Origin of the sequence: Curvivirga aplysinae (assembly GCF_009711445.1) — a bacterium.
Classification (GTDB): Bacteria; Pseudomonadota; Alphaproteobacteria; order UBA8366; family Aestuariispiraceae; genus Curvivirga; species Curvivirga aplysinae.
This window is the reverse complement of record NZ_SMMC01000215.1, coordinates 59959-78075: the sequence shown is the minus strand read 5'-3', so window position 1 is coordinate 78075 and position 18117 is coordinate 59959. Positions and strand designations below refer to the sequence as shown.

Genomic DNA, 18117 nt, shown 5'->3' with positions numbered 1-18117 from the left:
GCTTGTCGTTTTTAGTCAAATCGACTTATATTTACCTTATAAACTAAATTTGTGTCTCTAAAAGACACGATATAATAAATATAGAAATAAATATGAAATAACGGGAAAGGGAGTTTCCATGTCTGATCTTGATTCACTCGTGAAGCAATACAAATTCAATGCCTTAAGCCGTCGTGGCTTTATTAAAGGGGCAGGTGCTTTGGGTGTTGCAGCACCAGCGGCAAGCAGCATCCTGACTATGGCAGGTCCAGCATATGCAGCGACACCAAAACGTGGTGGAGTTTTGCGTATTGCTGAAGGTAACACTGCTGATACACTTGAACCAGTGCGTATGACATCTACAACAGATGCTCTATACGCCAATCAGGTTTATAGCCGTCTAACACGTTTTAAAGCTGACTTGTCAGTTGAAGGAGATTTGGCTGAAAGCTGGGATGTGGATCCAACAGCGACAATTTGGACATTTAAATTACGTAAAGCAAAGTTCCATAATGGTGCAGATGTAACGGCGGAAGACGTGAAAGCTTCCTTCGCATTACATACTGCAGAAGGTTCTGAATCTGCGGCGAAAGCAATTCTATCCGGTGTGAAGTCCATAGAAGCTGTCGATAAACTGACAGTTCGTATCACATTGGAATCCGGTAATGCGGACATGCCAATCACATTGTCCGACTATCACCTCTGTGTACATCCAGCGGGCCAAACAGACTTTGGTGCAGGTGCGATTGGTTCCGGTCCGTTTAAAATTGCTGAGTTCCGTCCAGGCGAAGTTATGTATTTCGAGCGCTTTGACGAATACTTCTTGGATGGTATGCCATATTTGGATGGGCTTGAGTTTATTCCGGTCCCAGATAGTACAGCAAACTTAAATGCTATTCTTTCTGGTGATGTGGACATGATCCATGACATTTCCCCCGCTGCATTTGATAAAATGTCTCAAGCGCCAGGTATTACAGTATATAATATCCCTACCGGCTCCTTTGCTAATTTTGTGTTGATGTGCGACCGTGCCCCGACAAATGATATTAATTTCCGTAAAGGTTTTAAACATGCAATGGATCGTGAGTTGATCTTGAAGCAGGCGTATAGTGGTATTGGTACAATTTCTAATGATACACCAATTGGCCCAACATATCGTTATTTCAGTGCAGACGTGAAGCCGTTGGAATATGATTTGGATAAAGCAAAACATTATTTCAAGAAGGCGGGAATTTCTTCGATGGAGATTTTCACTTCTGAAGAAGCGGGGGCTGCTGCGAATGATGTTGCTTATACATATCAGCAAGGTGCACAAGGTGCGTTGGATGTCACTGTGACCAAAACACCAGCGGATGGTTATTGGTCCCATACATGGATGCAACAGCCAATTTGTATGTCTGGCTGGAATGCGCGTCCAACAGTTGATGCCTTCTTGACCATTGCCCATATGGATGGTGGCGGTTGGAACGAAACCGTCTGGGGAAGCCCGGAATATGATGCGAAGATCATTGCTGCACGTGCTGAACTAGATGAATCAAAACGCGCAGAAATGTATCATGATCTGTTATCGCAATTGAATGAAGAAGGTGGTTTTGCAAACCCTGTATTCTCAAATGCGTTGGAAGCAACATCGGAGCGTGTGAAAGGATTTGAGCCTCATTCAGTTGGTGCGATGGGTGGCTTCTTCAACTGTTCACACAAAGTTTGGTTGGATTCTTAAACGTAGCCACTCTGTCTGAATTAAAAAAAGCCTCGTGTTACGCACGGGGCTTTTTGATTAGTCAAAAGGCTTAATAGTCCTCGGCATTACTACTGCAACCAATTTTTTCTAGATCAATCGACCATACCTGTGCATTTCGTAGATCAGTATCTTCCATCAGGCTGGTCGTTTCAGATGCGTATTTAGCAATTTTTTTAAGGCCAAGTTTTGGTAGATAAAAACGGCCGGGATCACCGATTAATACGTCTCGTCCGTCTTGTGCTAAAGATTTAATCCAAGGAATAACTGCGCGTGCAATATCAGCGTCGTAACAAACATCGCCGACTAGAATCACATCCCAATCTCCGTAGTCACCAACGACATCGTCAGTAGAGATATCAAAATAACAATTATTTTCTTCTGCATTCATTTGCATGGCAATTGCTGCGACAGGATCGATGTCTGTAGCGGTGACTTCAAATGCCCCCGCCATTGTGGCGGCCATCGCAACCATACCGGAGCCACTTCCGAAATCCAGAACTCTTTTACCGGCAACAAGTGAAGGATTATCAAGAATGTGACGGCTTAGGGCTTGTCCGCCGGCCCAAGCGAAAGCCCAGAAAGGCGTCCCTAAGCCGATTTCTTGAAGCTCCATTTCACCCATGCGCCATAACGGCAAATCTTCTACAGCTAGATGCAATAGGATTTCCGGTAACAAACGTGGGGATTCAAGGTTGGTGTTTTCGCGAATTAATTGACGCAATGCATCTTGATCATCGTGATAGTAATCATAGTCCACTGGCGATAAATCCTAGTAAAATAATAAAGCCGAAATTCTTATTTGCTTTAAAGAGGGCGAGGCAGCGATCAGGGTTGTTAATATCTAGACGATAAATTTGCCAAATCATATGCAAGCCACTCAAACCAAGTGCTATCCAGAAATACACAGGGAGCGTTAATAAATACCCAGTCACGCCAATAAGTCCTAGTGTAGCAGCGTAGAAGAAAATGACAGCTATACGCGTGTTTTCGCCAAGTTTTAAAGCCGTAGATTTAACACCTACTAATGCATCGTCTTCTTTGTCCTGATGGGCATAAATTGTGTCATATCCTAACGTCCAAAAAATACCCGCGGTATATAAGGTAAAGACAGCGGTGTGCAAATCACCATAGATAGAAGCCCAACCTACTAAAATACCCCAGTTAAAAGTCAAGCCTAACCAAGCTTGCGGCCAGTAAGTTATGCGTTTCATGAATGGATAGGCGATCACAAGGAATAAAGCTGATGCGCCGATAATCTGAGTTATAAGGTTAAATTGAAGTAGGATAAAGAAACCGATCAGACATTGGGCAATTAAAAAGATAATAGCTTGTTTCGTTGTGACTTCGCCAGACGGTAACGGGCGATCGGCTGTACGGGCAACTTTTTTATCAAAGTCTTGGTCGGAAATATCATTCCATGTACATCCTGCACCACGCATAACAAGCGCGCCAATACCAAATAGAATTGCATAAGTAATATCAGGAAAATTATAGACTGTTTCCGAAGATTTTATGTCAGGGTTTACAGCGGTTGCCAAAGCTAATCCCCACCAAGTAGGAAGCAGAAGTAACCAAGTCCCGATAGGGCGATCCAAACGTGCGAGCTTTGCATATGGTTGCCAAGAAGCAGGCAGCCAATAAATCCACCCCTTTTTCGGAATGTCACTGGCATCCGCAGGTATTTTGCTATCTTCACTCATGCTTTTGCTATCCTGAAACTGAACATTTATCTTATGGGAAGCATTTAGCCGATAAAGATTGTTTCGCCAAGATAAAAGCATTTTATGAACATTTAAACTGCTGTCATTGGAGGCTAAGGGTATAAAATATTAAACGAAACACCAAATATTTTTTACTTTAAGCTACGTTTATTTTTACCTACTAGGATTAGCACCTATTGGGGAGAGAAGCTCCTCCTCAAATTAATGAAAAGATTTAAATTGAACTGGAAGGGTGTTTTCATGTCTGATCTAGATACATTGGTGAAGCAATATAAATTCAATGCTTTAAGTCGTCGTGGTTTTATGAAAGCTGCAGGTGCTTTAGGTGTGGCGGCACCTGTAGCAAGTAGCATTTTAACAGTGGCTGGTCCTGTGCATGCAGCAGCGCCAAAACGAGGTGGCGTTCTAAGAATTGCAGAAGGTAATACTGCAGATACGTTAGAACCAGTACGCATGATTTCGGCGACTGATGCGATTTATGCAAATCAACTTTATAGCCGCTTAACACGTCAAAAAGCTGACTTAACTGTCGAAGGTGATTTGGCTGAAAGTTGGGATGTGGATCCAACGGCAAAAGTCTGGACGTTCAAATTACGCAAGGCAAAATTCCACAATGGTCAGGATGTTACTGCGGATGATGTGGTTGCTTCATTTTCGAAACATATAGCAGAAGGGTCTGAATCTGCGGCAAAAGCTGTCTTGGCAAGTGTCTCTTCCATTGAGGCAGTTGATAAACTAACATTAAAGATTACTTTGGAATCAGGTAATGCGGATATGCCAATTACCATGTCTGACTATCATCTATGTGTGCATCCGGCAGATCAAAAAGATTTTGCTAAAGGCGCAATTGGTTCTGGTCCATTTAAGATTGTTGAGTTCCTACCTGGGGAAGTGGTTTATTTTGAACGCTTTGATGAGTATTTCTTGGATGGCATGCCATATTTGGATGGAATCGAATTTATTCCCGTACCGGATAGCACTGCAAACTTGAATGCGATTCTTTCAGGTGATGTGGATATGATACGTGATATTCCACCAACCACATTTGGCAAGATGTCTCAGGCGCCGGGGATTAATGTGCATAACCTTCCAACAGGGACATTTTCCAATTTTGCGATGATGTGCGACCGTGCCCCGACAAATGATATTAATTTCCGTAAAGGTTTTAAACATGCGATGGATCGTGAACTGATCTTGAAACAAGTGTTTAGTGGTATTGGTACAATTGCAGCTGATACACCTATTGGACCTACTTATCCAATGTATTGTGAGGAAGTGAAACCTGCTGAATATGATCTGGACAAAGCGAAACACTACTTCCAAAAAGCAGGTGTAACATCTTTGGAAATCTTCACATCCCAAGAGGCTGGCGCAGCGGCAAATGATATTGCTTACACCTATCAACAAGGCGCTAAAGGGGCGATTGATGTAACTGTAACCAAAACACCTTCTGATGGGTATTGGTCTCACACATGGATGCAACAGCCAATTTTCATGTCTGGCTGGAATGGTCGTCCAACCATTGATGCCTTCTTGACATTAGCACATATGGATGGGGCTGGCTGGAATGAAACCACATGGGGTAGTCCAGAATATGATGCCAAAATTATCGCAGCACGTGCAGAATTGAACGAAACATTACGTCAGGAAATGTATTGCGATATGTTGAAGCAATTGAACGAAGAAGGTGGTTTGGCAATTCCTGTATTCCAGAACCAGTTGGAAGCAACGGGGGAACGTGTTCAAGGGTTTGAACCGCACCCGGTTGGTGCCATGGGGGGCTTCTTTAACTGTTCCCATAAAGTTTGGTTGGACGGCTAAGTTAAATCGACTAACTGACTTGAAGAAAACCCCGTGCATGTCGCGGGGTTTTTTATTATCTTCAATCTGTTGGAGAAAGAAGAATATAGATTTACTGAATTCTTTTAGCTGTATATCAAAGCGATCCAAACAAAATACTGCTGATCATAAAGAGAAATCCAATAAATGACTCCGAAAGCTGAAACCCGTTTATTTATCGATATACCTTTATTAAAAGGTGCATCTGTTTCACTTGATCAAGGGCAGGCGCATTATTTGCGCTCTGTGTTGCGTTTGCAAATTGGAGCAAAGTTGATCCTGTTTAATGGGCAAGATGGGGAATGGACCGCAGAGATTTCAGATTTAGGTAAGAAAAATGGATCAGCTCAAGTTATCGAACAATTAAGAGGACAAGAATTCTCCCCTGATGTTTGGCTGTTATTTGCCCCATTGAAAAAAACGGCAACAGATCTGGTTTTTCAAAAAGCGACTGAGCTTGGCGTCTCTGCAATCAAGCCTGTTATTACCAAGCATAGTAATACGGAACGCATGAAATTGGAGCGTGCTCAAGCAATTGTGATCGAAGCCGCAGAGCAATGCGAAAGACTAGATGTGCCGGAGGTTCAGAATCCTTCTAAACTTGAAGATATCCTTGCAGAATGGCCAGAAGATCGCCATTTGTTTGTTTGCGCGGAGGCTGGGCCTGCTAACGCTGTGGAAAAAGTGTTTGTCGCCCACCAAGGCAAAAAGGCCGCAATTTTAATTGGACCCGAGGGCGGTTTTGCCGTATCAGAGCTTGAATTCCTTTCCAATCAACCTTTTATAAGCATGGTTGGTTTGGGGCCACGGGTTTTACGCGCGGAAACGGCAGTTTTAAGTGCATTATCCTGTTGGCAGGCTTTTTGTGGGGATTGGCAATCACGCCCGCCTCATAGAGAGTGATAAGAACTATATAAAGATACTCAGGATAAAACCGGTAGCAGAGGGCAAGCTTATGGCCGTAGATAATAAAAAAATGGTTCCGCTGGAAAGTAAGGACCAACTGATCACGACTTTATCCAAAGGGTGTAAACCAATTGAAGATTGGCGCATCGGTACTGAACATGAAAAATTCATCTTTGATGCAAAAACACACAAACGGTTACCTTATGAAGGAACCCCAGGCATTCGTGCCTTGTTGGAGGGTTTACAGCGTTATGACTGGAAACCCGTATATGAAGGTGATCATGTTATCGCCCTGACGGATGATACTGGCGCGTCTGTATCTTTGGAGCCCGGTGGGCAGTTTGAATTATCCGGTGCACCATTACAAACAATTCATCAAACTTGTTCTGAAACCAATCGTCATTTGACACAGGTAAAAGAAATCTGTGGCGAGATGGGGGCTGTTGCGCTTGGCCTTGGTTTTGATCCCCAATGGAAACGTGAAGATGTAAGCTGGATGCCGAAGGGCCGCTACAAGATTATGCGTGAATATATGCCTAAAAAAGGTACCATGGGATTGGACATGATGATCCGCACTTCCACCGTGCAAGTAAATCTGGATTTCGCAGACGAAGCTGACATGGTGCGTAAGATGCGTGTTTCTTTTGCGCTTCAACCTCTTGCGACAGCTTTATTTGCCAATTCCCCATTTAAAGAAGGTAAACCAAACGGATATTTAAGTTATCGTTCACATACTTGGACGGATACGGATAATGATCGTTGTGGTATGCTGGATTTCATCTTCGAAGATGGTTTTGGATTTGAGCGCTGGGTGGATTATATGTTGGATGTGCCGATGTATTTCATCTATCGCGATGGTATTTATAATGATGTGTCCGGTTTGTCTTTCAAAGATTATATGGCAGGCAATTTAACTGGTTGGGAAGGTAAAATCCCGACACAACAAGATTGGGATGATCATTTAACAACTGCTTTCCCGGAAGTGCGCTTAAAACAATTCATTGAAATGCGCGGCGCAGATGGCGGACCATGGCGTAATATTTGTGCTCTACCTGCTTTCTGGGTTGGCCTGCTTTATGATGGCGAAGCTTTGAATGAAGCAGAAGCATTAATCAAAGAATGGTCAGTCGCAGATATCGCTAAGATGCGTGATGATGTGCCGATGCATGCATTGAATACAACTGTGAATGGTCGCAAGTTGCGTGATGTCGCACGCGATGTTTTGAAAATTGCCAAGAAAGGCCTTCGTAATCGTAACGAAGCAAACTGGTCGGGCGAAAGCGAAGAGCATTTCCTATCTGCTCTAGAAGAAGTCGTTGAATATGGTAAAACCCATGCTGAACGCTTGCTTGATCAATATAATGGCGATTGGAATGGAGATTTAAGCAAGCTTTATGAAGAGCATGCTTATTAAGAAGTGAAGTAAGCTTCAGGTTTGATCAAATAAACTATTATATTATTAATTTGTAATATTCTGAAAGGATGCTACTCTTTTTGGGTTGGGTAAGTGTTTTTAAACATTACCAAAAGAGGGCATAATGAAACTTAACATTGGTTTAAAGGTTCTTATCGCGGCTTCTACAGTTGTTGTATTAGCTTTTGCAGTATTCATTTTGTATTTTGACTCTGAGTTGAAGCAAACAACAACGGAAAATTTGAAGGCAGAATTATTAGAAACAGGTAGATTGTCCACCAGCAGTATCTCGAACTGGATGGGTGGGCGGGCGCTTTTGGTTAATGCGTTAGCACAAGACGTTGCAACCGATCCGACAAGTCAAAAAGCTAGAATTTTGGTAGATAACAAAACGTTAAACGATATGTTTGCGTTCACGTATTTTGGTAGCGCGCAAGGTGAAATGATTATGTCACCTAATGATCCTTTACCGGAAGGTTATGATCCCCGCATACGACCTTGGTATAAGGCGGCATCCGATGCGAAAGCTGGTGTCTTAACAGAACCTTATCAGGATGCGGCAACGGGTAGTTTAATTGTAACGATTAGTTACCCTGTGCAGGATGGCAATAAGTTTCATGGGGCTGTAGGGGGTGATATTGTTATTGATACTTTAAGTGATATTTTAGCTCAGGTAAATTTAGGTGGTGATGGATACGCTTTTTTAGTCAACGAATTTGGTGATGTTATTAGTCATCCAAATGCCGAACATGTCTTGAAACCAATGAAGGAAATATATCCGGAAAACACACCGGATGTGTCTATGAATGTTAATAATGTGAATTATGACGCCGAACAAATATTCCTGTTTTTCAAAGTAGAAGGTCTCCCTACCGTAAATTGGTATTTGGGATTTGTTGTCGAAAGAGATAAAGCATTTGCGAGCTCGAATGAGTTTCGATTAACCGCGGTTGTTGCAGGGGTTTTGTCAACCATTTCTTGTGATTATTGTCCTGAGCCTTTTGATAAAATATTTAGTGACACGCCCTGTCGTTTCTCTGACAGGGGCCATGAAAAGCCTAGCGAGTGGGAACTTGGATGTTGAGCTTGAGGTAAAAGATAATCGAGATGAAATTTCTTCAATGACGCAGGCTGTCTTGATCTTTAAAAACAATGCGATCGAGAAACTGCAACTTGAAAAGAAGCATGAAGAAGCTGAAATTCAATCAGAACAACAACGCAAACAAGGGTTGTTGGATATGGCTAATTCCTTCGAACAAGAAGTTGGTAGCATTGTGAGTTCTGTAGATGAGGCTTCACATCAGTTGCAAGGATTAGCTGAGATGATGTCCAAATCTGCGCATGATGTTGGGTCAAATGCGGAAAGTGCGGCCAATGCCTCACAAAATATATCTACCAATGTGGATTCTGTCGCGGCAGCCTCAGAAGAATTATCTGTGTCTATTTCTGAAATTTCGTCGCAAGTAAGTAATTCAACAACAGATGCAAGAAATGCTGTTGATTTTGGGAGTGCTGCATCTGAGAATGTACAGGCGTTGTCAACGCAAGTTGGTGAAATATCACAAATCGTCGATTTGATTTCTGATATTGCGGATCAAACAAATCTATTGGCCTTGAATGCCACGATTGAGGCAGCCCGCGCCGGGGAGGCAGGGAAAGGCTTCGCAGTTGTAGCGAGTGAAGTAAAAAGTCTTGCAAGTCAGACAGCTAGTGCAACAGCAAAAATTGGCGAACAAATTAATTCTATTGTTTCAGCCACGGACGGTACCGTAAATGGAATTACTCAAATTAATGATGTGATTACCAAGCTACAGGAATCATCTAATATGATTGCGGCTGCTGTTGAACAGCAGGGGGCGGCAACAAATGAAATTGCATCACGAGCGGCGCAAACGGCGCAGGATGTAGGGCTGGTTTCGTCGACTGTTGCCGAGGTTGAAGTTGGTGTTCAGGGGAATATTGGCCGCTCCAAAGAAGTTCTGGAAGCGTCGGACAATCTGAAAACGTTGGCGCAAAATTTAAATGAAAGATTAGGTTCCTTCTTGGCACGTATTAAGAATGAAGCTGCAACCTAAATAAGTCGATATATTTATATGTCTGTTCCACTTAATTTCTTATGCAAACTAAAAGCATATCGGTCGGTCATGCCAGAAATAAAATCTGTGACTTGCAGCAGTATTTCGTAAAGGCTGGCGTCTTTATTTCGCTCAATAAAGTTAGATGCGATTAGGGTACAGACTTGCTGATTATAGTGTGAAATCTTATCTCCATGCGCGACAGCTATCGCCGCAGGAACTGCTTTATTAAGCAAAGACTCAATCACGGCATATCCGCCTAATTCGCGTGTTGCTTTGCTTTCGGTTTTAAACAGCTTTTCTTTGCAGAGTTGACCTGCTGCTTCAAAGGCATTTGCGAATATAGAATTTCCGATTAAGTCACCTTCGAATGTACCCGCTAACAAGTCATCTTCAAATTTCATAAAGACTTGTGGTATTTCTTTGGTGCATTCACCAATGGCCATAGCCCGCATATGTCCAACTTGTTCAAGATGCGTTTGATCTTCATTCAGTTTGAAATAGGGATTATTCGCAGCAATTGGATAAAGAATTTCTTTCACTTCTTCAAATTCAAGATCACCCAATTGAAATCCATCTTCCAAATCAATAATGCGATAACAAATGTCATCTGCTGCTTCTACTAGATAGGCGAAGGGATGACGTTTCCAAGCATCCATACCTTCTTTGATACGAGGGAGGCCTGTTTTTTCCGCCACCTCAGTAAAGAAAGGCAGTTCCGCTTGATTAAAGCCAAATTTCTTTGCCCCGATATAACCTGCAGCTTCTTCCTTTTTGATATGAGAGGCACAGGTATATTTAGAGAAAGTTGCAAGAACAGCATTCGTGAGGCGCATGCCTCCTCCTGTTTTATACATCTCTAAATGGGTGAGGATACGAAAGCCTTGGGCATTGCCTTCAAACAAAGTTAGGTCCGTTTTTTGGGCGTCGGTAAGTTGTTGGGCAATATCTGGATTTGCGGTGAAATATTTTGCGAACCATTCACCAATCGCGCTTTCCCCTGCATGCCCATAAGGTGGATTTCCAATATCATGTGCCAGACATGCAGCCTGAATGATATAGCCAATTTCATCACGACTGAGATCAAGCTCAGGATGTTTCTCTAATATCTTTTCCCCAATAACAGTGCCAAGCGAACGTCCGACCAACGATACTTCGATGCTATGGGTTAGGCGATTATGGGTATGATCATCATCGGCCAAAGGATGAACTTGAGTTTTATTGGCGAGACGACGAAATGGTGAAGAGAAAGAAATGCGATCAATATCTATTTGGAATGGTGAACGTCCAGCTTCAACAGTTGTTTTACCTTTTATCAGGCGTTCATCTGTCAACAACGTTTCCCAAGACATGACCATTGCGTTATTTCCTTTTATTTTTTTAATCTTTCCAGAAATGGCTGGTGAACAGAATTAAAACGGTGAAGATTTCTAGTCGTCCTAAAAGCATGCCGAGAGAAAGTAGCCATTTTGCTGAATCAGGTAGTTGAGAGAAATTACCAGAAGGGCCAATCATTTCACCAAGACCGGGTCCCACATTTGCAAGCGCAGTACCTGCCGCACTGGTTGCTGTAATAAAGTCCATGCCTAATAAACCCAATGCCATGGCAAGAAGGGCAAAAATAGCAGCAAACATGAAGAAGAAAGCCATAACAGATGTTGAAACCTGCTCGGGAATTGGTTTGCCATTATAGTATGAAATGAAAACGCCATTTGGTTGAAGAAGGCTACGCATCTGTGTACGGGCAGTTTCAAATAAAACCTGAAAGCGGAAGATTTTAATGCCACAGGTGGTTGATCCCGCACATCCTCCAATAAACATAATAAGGAAGAATAAAGGCATCGCGAAGGCGCCCCATAGGCTATAATCGGTAGACGCAAAGCCAGTACCGGTCATAATACTAACGACGTTAAACGATGTATGGCGTAATGATTCAAGGAAGCTATAACCTTGTTGAACCATCAAATATCCCGTCATCAAGCCAATGGCAGTTCCCAAAATTCCGAAGAACCATCTTACCTGAGTATCTTCAAAAAATGGCTTCCAGTCTTTTCTTAATAACTGCAAATATAGAAGGAAAGGTAGAGACCCCAATATCATAAAGATAGTTGAGATTGCTTCGATCTTGGCACTTTGGAAATAGCCGAAAGAAGCGTCATGTGTGGAAAAGCCACCAGTTGCGACCGTGGTCATTGCATGATTAATTGCATCAAAGGCAGTCATACCAGCTAACCAGAAAAGATAAGCACAGATAGTGCTGAGTCCGATATAGATCGCAAAAATCCATGTGCCAATTTGAGCTGCGCGTGGAAGAGCTTTTTCAATACGATCAGAAAATTCCATGCGGAAAAGCTGCATACCACCAATTTGTAACATTGGCAGAATAGAGATCGCCATGACGACAATCCCGACGCCGCCCATCCATTGCAGGATGGATCGCCACATCAATATCCCGGGAGGTGCGGATTCAAGACCAGAGACAACAGTTGATCCTGTCGTGGTCAAGCCGGACATGGCTTCAAAAAAAGCATCAGTATAAGAAAGGTTTAACGCATCGGCTGCCAAGAATGGTAAAGCAGAAAAAGCAGGTAAGATGATCCATACCATAGTGGTCATTACGAAGGCTTGACGAATATTCAGGCTTTTACTTTCCTGTCTGGTGGTCAGGATCATCAAGCCAGCTGTGAACATGGTAAAGCCACTAGAAAGAAGAAAAACTTGCCAATCCTTGTTGCCTACAATGAGGTCAACCATAGTTGGAACAAGCATGGCTATTGCAATCATGCTTAACAATACGCCTGTTACAAAGACGATAGGCCTAAAATCCAGAAGCAATGTGAAAACCCCTTAGAAACACAAAACCGACCTTGCTTTCACAAAGGTCGGTTTGGTTTTTATCACGTATCAACAGATCAGTCGATGTTGAAAAACAATTATATCTGTTGAAAATATTGCTTCCTTACAGACGGTTAACACCTGCAAGATCAAGAAATTCTGTACGTGTGCGAGGATCTGTACGGAACAAACCTGTCATGCGGCTTGTCACCATATCTACGCCTTTTTTATGAACGCCACGTGTGCTCATGCATTGGTGGTTTGCTTGGATCACAACCGCAACACCTTTTGGATCAAGAACTTCCGTAATGACATTGGCGATTTGCGCCGTCATTGTTTCTTGGATTTGAAGACGTTTCGCATAGATGTCCACAACACGTGCCAATTTAGAGATACCAACAACGCGGTTCTTTGGGAGGTAAGCAACATGCGCTTTGCCCAAAATGGGTGCTAGGTGATGTTCGCAATGGGATTCAAATGGAATATCGCGCAACAAAACCATTTCGTCATAGCCATCTGTTTCTTCGAATGTCCGGCCGAGTACTTTTGCAGGATCTTCGGAATAACCTACAAAATATTCTTCAAAAGCACGAACAACACGATCAGGTGTACCCAATAAACCTTCGCGTTCTGGATCATCGCCAGCCCAACGAAGTAAAACTTTTACCGCCGCTTCGGCTTCTTCACGGGTAACTTCTTCATATGCATTACGAATAGCGTTTGTATTTGCAGCAACAGACATGATTTTTATTCCTTAATCCAAATTGGCTCCACCCAATGGTCAACCAAAGGCCATATAGCGTTGTGATTGGCAGAATTCAAGAGAATTCCAATGATTCCATAATTTATTTTTTCAACTTACTTATCTGCGAAGTTGAATTGATTGAACACGTCTTCCTACGTTCAAGAAACTTAATCAGATCAGAGGGGTGAAAAATTAATGCACCTGACGTGGTTCATACGGGCTATCAAGTGAAAAGGCTGGGATTTTGACTTCTAGCATATCACCAGCCGGCGTTTCCATTTCATAAGCACCATGCATAAAGCCTGAAGGTGTTTGAAGTGGTGTGCCGCTCGTATATTCGTAACTTTCACCTGGGTCTAATACAGGCTGTTCACCAACAACACCTGCGCCGCGTACTTCTTGGGAGCGTCCCATGGCATCTGTGATTTTCCAATGGCGATTGATAAGTTGCACCTGATTTTGCCCATTATTTTCTATTTTGACACTATAGGCCCAGACATAGTGACCATTTTCTGGTGAAGATTGGTCCTCCAGATAAATAGGTTCTACTGAAACTTTAATGTCTTGGGTAACTGCTTCATAAATATCATGTTGCATGGGTCATCTCTTATTTTTGCTTTTATCATTACGAGTATAGCAAAAATAGAAAATCTGACCAGACCAGAAAATAGTTTTATAGCGAGTATAGTTTATTTAGATATTTTGGTGATGGGCGATCCTTTAATTGCGTGTGGTCGGGAATGGCTGCATCCCAGATTTCGTGGCGTGGAACAATACCAGTCCAAGCATCGATTTTTTCTATATCCTCTAAATCATCTTCCGCGGGGGCATTACGAATTTTTGCCGATGCTTCTTCAATCTCCATAACTGCAACCATTGTTGCTTTGATTTCTTGCTCATGATGTTCTCGGAGCTCTGAAAGCCTGCCAGGATAAAGATGTTCAATCATTTGATTGAGCGCCTCCACTTTTTGATCACGATCAGTAATCATAGATGCCGTCCCAAAAACCATTGCAGAACGATAATTGGCGCTATGCTTGAAAGCAGATCGAGCAAGAACCAGTCCATCAAACAGGGTGACGGTTAATGAGACGGGCATGCCCATGGTTGCAGATTTCATCATGCGGCTTGCTGATGATCCGTGCCAATATATCTTGTTCCCAACTCGCCAATGGATGGTTGGGGTGACATAAGGTTGATCGTCAATAACGTAGCCCACATGGCATAAATAAGATGCATCCAAGATATCATAGACATCTTGGGCATTGTATGAGCCACGTTGGTGAGCACGCTTTAACTGGTTGCGTGATGTAATAGGATACAGGCTGTCTTTTTTGATCTCTGTCATTTTCGTTTCCTTGTATGATGAGGGAAACATGCATTGAAAATACTGAGAATTTAAAGTGCCATTCCTGACTTAATGTCAGAGCCATTCTTTGAGTAAGTTAAAAGCTGGATCATGTGATCCAGCTTTTAATGCATCATGAAAAGGTGTCTTTGTTGCTATAGTTGTTGATTGGGATAGAAGGTGATTTCTACGCGGCGATTGACGGCTTGTGATGTTTCATCCGCCGTTTTGATCAAAGGGCGGTCTTCGCCATAAGCGGAAATTGCAATTCGATCTGCTGGGTATCCTGCCATTACAAGAAGGGAGGCAACTTCATCTGCACGTGCCAACGAAAGCTCCATGTTGTAGGCTTTACTGCCTGTGGTATCAGTATAACCAACGATAGAGGCTAATGGGGCATCTAGGCGTTTTGCTTCCTCGGCGATTTGCATGATTTGCGATGTTTTTAGATGATTAAGGCGTGCTTCATTCACCTCAAAAGAAACACGATGCGGGTCGGCAAGTTTTTTTTCCAGTTTGATCGCGGCTTGTTGGAAGTTTGTTTGACAATATTCAATATGATCCCATTGCCATCCTTCTTCCATTTGCTCTACCCAGCAATCAAAACTGGCCTGAGCTTGGGCAGATAGATGCGGCGCACGATATGCAGCATCACGCGCCATCAGGGCTGTTAAGCGCATTCGCGCATTTTCCAAACGTTCAACCCCAAAATTCAAATCCCAGTTTTCTGGTTTCTCTGGTAATGGACGTTCCCCTTTATTCGCAGCAAGTCCTTTTGCCGCAAAAGTACCTGCATCAGTGGTGTCATACATTTCATCCGCTTCATACAGCGCGAGGCGTTTATATTCTTGAGCGAGGGCTTTTTCAAAAGCGAGATTATTATTTTGGTTAACTTGGGTCGCACGCAGGTTTTCCACATTTGCAATATCGGTATATAGACAAGCATTGAGAGTTAATAGGCCTGCTAAGGCGATAACGGGATGGGTAATGAATTTGCTGTTTGGTTTCATAACTATTTCCTTTTCAATTTGATGCAGGTTTGGTTATGAAGGATAGAGAGGGCAATTTCAGGGCTCAAATTAGGCCATTTCGGGGCAAAGGATAACTTCTGCTAGGGGAGGATTATCTTATTGGCAGGAAATACAGAATCTATGATAATTTAAGAAATGACAGTAATTTGTTATTTTAGTTTAATGATCTTTTATCGGAAATGTTAGATGACGACTGCAGAAATTTTTGAAACTCTTAGGGATAGTGAAATTTCCGATATTCGTTCTTTGTTGGAAAATAAAACTATCTTGATAACAGGTGGTACAGGATCATTTGGTAAAGCTTTTGCTACACGAATATTAGATTTGTTGTCACCAAAACGATTGATCATATTTTCACGAGATGAAATGAAGCAATTTGACATGCAGCAGGAATATCCTTTTCGAGATAACCCGCGCGTGCGCTTCTTTATTGGTGATGTGCGTGATCTGAGTCGTCTGGAAATTGCATTTCAAGATGTTGATTTTGTTATACATGCGGCTGCTTTGAAACAAGTTCCAACCGCAGAATATAACCCGTTTGAATGTGTTAGAACCAATATTCTAGGTACAGAAAATGTGATGACAGCTTGCTTGAAGAATAATGTGCAGAAAGTCATCGCGCTTTCGACTGATAAGGCATGCGTGCCTGTTAACTTATATGGCGCAACAAAGTTGGCAGCAGATAAATTGGTTGTTGCTGCGAATAGTCTGTCCGGTAGTCGCGCGACAAGATTTTCTGTCGTGCGATATGGTAATGTGTTGGGGTCACGTGGAAGCGTAGTCCCTTTCTTTTGCGGCTTAAGAGATCAAAACAAAGCTACTTTACCCATCACAGATGCGCGTATGACAAGATTCATGATTAGCTTGCCTCAAGCAGTGGATTTTGTGCTGTCAAATTTATTAATGATGCGTGGCGGTGAGATATTTGTTCCAAAGATTAAGAGTTTTCGTATTCCTGACTTGGCTAAAGCAATTGCCCCGAATATGGAGCAGGAGATCGTAGGAATTAGGCCAGGGGAGAAAATGCATGAAGCCATGATATCTTTGGAAGATACGAGACAGACCTTAGATTTTGGGGATAGATATGTGCTAGAACCAATTTCCCCTTATTTTGAACGTAGAAGTTTTACCGAAGATGGTTATGAATTTGTCGCAGAAGATTTCGAATATTCCAGCCATAGGAATCCTCATTTCTTATCTATGGCTGAATTACAGAATCTCTTGCAGAAGTTTGGTTTCACAGCATGAGTGCATTTTGCCCTGATAGATTTATTCCTTATGGCCGCCCCAGTATTGATGAGGAAGACATTACGGCTGTAGTTGATGTCTTGAAAGGTGATTTTTTAACTACAGGACCTGCTGTTTTAGAATTTGAAGCGTTACTCACGGATAAGACAGGGGCCATGTATGCCTCTGTTTGTAATAGTGGAACTGCGGCTTTGCATTTAGCTTATCTAGCGTTAGGGCTGGATAAAGGGGATCAGGTTATTGTTCCTGCTGTGTCTTTTTGTGCCACGGCAAATGCGGCAGCTATGTGCGGAGCAGATGTTATATTTGCAGATGTGGATCATCAAACAGGCTTGGTCACTGAAAACGGATTGAAGGAAGCTGCCCAAAAGGCTGACCCCAATCGTTTAAAGGCTCTATCTGTTGTTCATCTAAACGGACAATTGGTTAATATGGAAATGGCGTCGGCTTTTGCGAAAAAACATTCTTTGATCTTGGTTGAGGATGCATGCCATGCTTTGGGCAGCAGTTATGATATTTATGGACAGGCCTATCAGGTAGGACAATGTGCCCATTCCGATCTTTGTTGTTTCTCGTTTCACCCCGTTAAAAACATTGCTATGGGTGAAGGTGGGGCTGTGACTACGAATTCGAATGAATTCAAATCTAAAACTGACCAATATCGAAATCATGGTCTTGAAATGTATCCGGATCAATTTGTTGCTATGCCTGGTGATGCAAAAGATAGCGGTGCATCTTGGCATAGGGAAATGCATGTTCTTGGGTATAATTATAGAGCTCCAGATATTTTATGTGCGTTAGCTTCCTCACAACTTAAGAAATTAACGAAGCTAAAAGCTGAAAGAGAAACACTAGTTGGGCGATATGATCGGGCTTTCTCAGCTTATCCTGATTTATTGAGAACTTTACCTAAAGCCTACCATCAAAACCCATGTTGGCATTTATATCCTGTTTTTATTGATTTTGATCGACTGGAGATTAATCGTGAAACAGTTATTCAAAAATTAAAAGCAGCAAGAATTGGAACACAGGTACATTACTGGCCTATTCCTTCACATCCATATTGGGTGGAGAAGTCTGAGGATTGTTCTTATCCAAATGCGGATAGCTATTATAAAGCTGAATTATCTTTACCTTTATTTTCTGGTTTATCATTTGATGAACAAGATTATGTAATTCGCCAACTCATCACTGTTTTGCGGGATGGGAACCATGACGCTTAATAATGTCTTGGT

At 42.4% G+C, this 18117-nt stretch carries 16 protein-coding genes; 8 read left to right on the top strand and 8 right to left on the bottom strand.

The window, feature by feature from the left end:
• The first annotated feature begins 118 nt into the window (after window positions 1–118).
• Window positions 119–1699, top strand: a complete 1581-nt coding sequence (locus tag E1160_RS16690; RefSeq protein WP_155157292.1) for an ABC transporter substrate-binding protein — start codon at window positions 119–121, stop codon at window positions 1697–1699.
• 70 nt (window positions 1700–1769) lie between these two features.
• On the opposite strand, the gene E1160_RS16685 is transcribed toward E1160_RS16690, so the two are convergent.
• Both E1160_RS16685 and ubiA read right to left on the bottom strand, forming a co-directional pair.
• Window positions 1770–2477: a class I SAM-dependent methyltransferase gene (locus E1160_RS16685; protein WP_328597170.1), complete on the bottom strand. Its 708-nt coding sequence runs from the start codon at window positions 2475–2477 to the stop codon at window positions 1770–1772.
• Window positions 2467–3420, bottom strand: coding sequence for a 4-hydroxybenzoate octaprenyltransferase (gene ubiA / locus E1160_RS16680; protein ID WP_155157290.1), 954 nt, complete (start codon window positions 3418–3420; stop codon window positions 2467–2469). Before ubiA ends, E1160_RS16685 begins: the two co-directional genes overlap by 11 nt.
• Before the next feature lie 261 nt (window positions 3421–3681).
• Here ubiA and E1160_RS16675 point away from each other — a divergent pair, with 261 nt between their 5' ends.
• The 5 genes from E1160_RS16675 to E1160_RS16655 all read left to right on the top strand — a co-directional run bounded on the left by E1160_RS16675 (window position 3682) and on the right by E1160_RS16655 (window position 9675).
• Window positions 3682–5262, top strand: a complete 1581-nt coding sequence (locus E1160_RS16675) for an ABC transporter substrate-binding protein (protein WP_218048976.1) — start codon at window positions 3682–3684, stop codon at window positions 5260–5262.
• A gap of 165 nt (window positions 5263–5427) precedes the next feature.
• Window positions 5428–6183, top strand: coding sequence for a 16S rRNA (uracil(1498)-N(3))-methyltransferase (locus tag E1160_RS16670; RefSeq protein ID WP_155157286.1), 756 nt, complete (start codon window positions 5428–5430; stop codon window positions 6181–6183).
• A gap of 52 nt (window positions 6184–6235) precedes the next feature.
• Window positions 6236–7600 carry a glutamate--cysteine ligase gene (locus E1160_RS16665; RefSeq protein ID WP_155157284.1) on the top strand — a complete coding sequence of 455 codons (1365 nt, stop codon included), beginning with the start codon at window positions 6236–6238 and terminating at the stop codon, window positions 7598–7600.
• Window positions 7601–7724: 124 nt separating this feature from the next.
• Entirely contained in the window at window positions 7725–8684 is a 960-nt protein-coding gene (locus tag E1160_RS16660; protein WP_155157281.1) for a cache domain-containing protein, read from the top strand.
• Entirely contained in the window at window positions 8650–9675 is a 1026-nt protein-coding gene (locus tag E1160_RS16655; protein WP_218048977.1) for a methyl-accepting chemotaxis protein, read from the top strand. Before E1160_RS16660 ends, E1160_RS16655 begins: the two co-directional genes overlap by 35 nt.
• 14 nt (window positions 9676–9689) lie before the next feature.
• Here the strand turns inward: E1160_RS16655 and E1160_RS16650 are convergent, their stop codons facing one another.
• The 6 genes from E1160_RS16650 to E1160_RS16625 form a co-directional block, all read right to left on the bottom strand.
• Complete coding sequence (locus tag E1160_RS16650) at window positions 9690–11033, bottom strand: deoxyguanosinetriphosphate triphosphohydrolase (RefSeq protein ID WP_155157277.1); 1344 nt, start codon at window positions 11031–11033, stop codon at window positions 9690–9692.
• A gap of 22 nt (window positions 11034–11055) precedes the next feature.
• On the bottom strand, window positions 11056–12510 hold the full coding sequence (locus tag E1160_RS16645) for a TrkH family potassium uptake protein (RefSeq protein ID WP_235914196.1): 1455 nt from the start codon (window positions 12508–12510) through the stop codon (window positions 11056–11058).
• A gap of 124 nt (window positions 12511–12634) precedes the next feature.
• A complete protein-coding gene (gene folE / locus E1160_RS16640) occupies window positions 12635–13252 on the bottom strand; it encodes a GTP cyclohydrolase I FolE (protein WP_155157275.1) in 618 nt (205 codons plus the stop codon).
• A gap of 195 nt (window positions 13253–13447) precedes the next feature.
• Window positions 13448–13840: a Co2+/Mg2+ efflux protein ApaG gene (gene apaG, locus E1160_RS16635; protein ID WP_328597171.1), complete on the bottom strand. Its 393-nt coding sequence runs from the start codon at window positions 13838–13840 to the stop codon at window positions 13448–13450.
• Between the two features lie 88 nt (window positions 13841–13928).
• The gene (locus E1160_RS16630; RefSeq protein WP_218048975.1) at window positions 13929–14603 is read right to left on the bottom strand and encodes a pyridoxamine 5'-phosphate oxidase family protein; all 675 of its coding nucleotides are present in this window, start codon (window positions 14601–14603) and stop codon (window positions 13929–13931) included.
• Window positions 14604–14758: 155 nt separating this feature from the next.
• Window positions 14759–15613 carry an OmpA family protein gene (locus E1160_RS16625; protein WP_155157269.1) on the bottom strand — a complete coding sequence of 285 codons (855 nt, stop codon included), beginning with the start codon at window positions 15611–15613 and terminating at the stop codon, window positions 14759–14761.
• A 207-nt stretch (window positions 15614–15820) separates the two neighbouring features.
• On the opposite strand from E1160_RS16625, the gene pseB reads away from it, so the two are divergent.
• On the top strand, window positions 15821–16882 hold the full coding sequence (pseB, locus tag E1160_RS16620; RefSeq protein ID WP_235914194.1) for a UDP-N-acetylglucosamine 4,6-dehydratase (inverting): 1062 nt from the start codon (window positions 15821–15823) through the stop codon (window positions 16880–16882).
• Complete coding sequence (pseC, locus tag E1160_RS16615) at window positions 16879–18105, top strand: UDP-4-amino-4,6-dideoxy-N-acetyl-beta-L-altrosamine transaminase (RefSeq protein WP_155157267.1); 1227 nt, start codon at window positions 16879–16881, stop codon at window positions 18103–18105. The genes pseB and pseC overlap by 4 nt, the downstream gene beginning before the upstream one ends.
• Window positions 18106–18117 lie beyond the last annotated feature (12 nt).

Coding starts and splice junctions, on each gene's coding strand:
- pseB (WP_235914194.1), top strand. CDS start 15,821: ATGACGACTGCAGAAATTTTTGAAACTCTTAGGGATAGTGAAATTTCC.
- E1160_RS16655 (WP_218048977.1), top strand. CDS start 8,650: ATGAAAAGCCTAGCGAGTGGGAACTTGGATGTTGAGCTTGAGGTAAAA.
- E1160_RS16625 (WP_155157269.1), bottom strand. CDS start 15,613: ATGAAACCAAACAGCAAATTCATTACCCATCCCGTTATCGCCTTAGCA.
- E1160_RS16660 (WP_155157281.1), top strand. CDS start 7,725: ATGAAACTTAACATTGGTTTAAAGGTTCTTATCGCGGCTTCTACAGTT.
- pseC (WP_155157267.1), top strand. CDS start 16,879: ATGAGTGCATTTTGCCCTGATAGATTTATTCCTTATGGCCGCCCCAGT.
- folE (WP_155157275.1), bottom strand. CDS start 13,252: ATGTCTGTTGCTGCAAATACAAACGCTATTCGTAATGCATATGAAGAA.
- E1160_RS16675 (WP_218048976.1), top strand. CDS start 3,682: ATGTCTGATCTAGATACATTGGTGAAGCAATATAAATTCAATGCTTTA.
- E1160_RS16690 (WP_155157292.1), top strand. CDS start 119: ATGTCTGATCTTGATTCACTCGTGAAGCAATACAAATTCAATGCCTTA.
- E1160_RS16670 (WP_155157286.1), top strand. CDS start 5,428: ATGACTCCGAAAGCTGAAACCCGTTTATTTATCGATATACCTTTATTA.
- ubiA (WP_155157290.1), bottom strand. CDS start 3,420: ATGAGTGAAGATAGCAAAATACCTGCGGATGCCAGTGACATTCCGAAA.
- E1160_RS16650 (WP_155157277.1), bottom strand. CDS start 11,033: ATGGTCATGTCTTGGGAAACGTTGTTGACAGATGAACGCCTGATAAAA.
- E1160_RS16630 (WP_218048975.1), bottom strand. CDS start 14,603: ATGACAGAGATCAAAAAAGACAGCCTGTATCCTATTACATCACGCAAC.
- E1160_RS16665 (WP_155157284.1), top strand. CDS start 6,236: ATGGCCGTAGATAATAAAAAAATGGTTCCGCTGGAAAGTAAGGACCAA.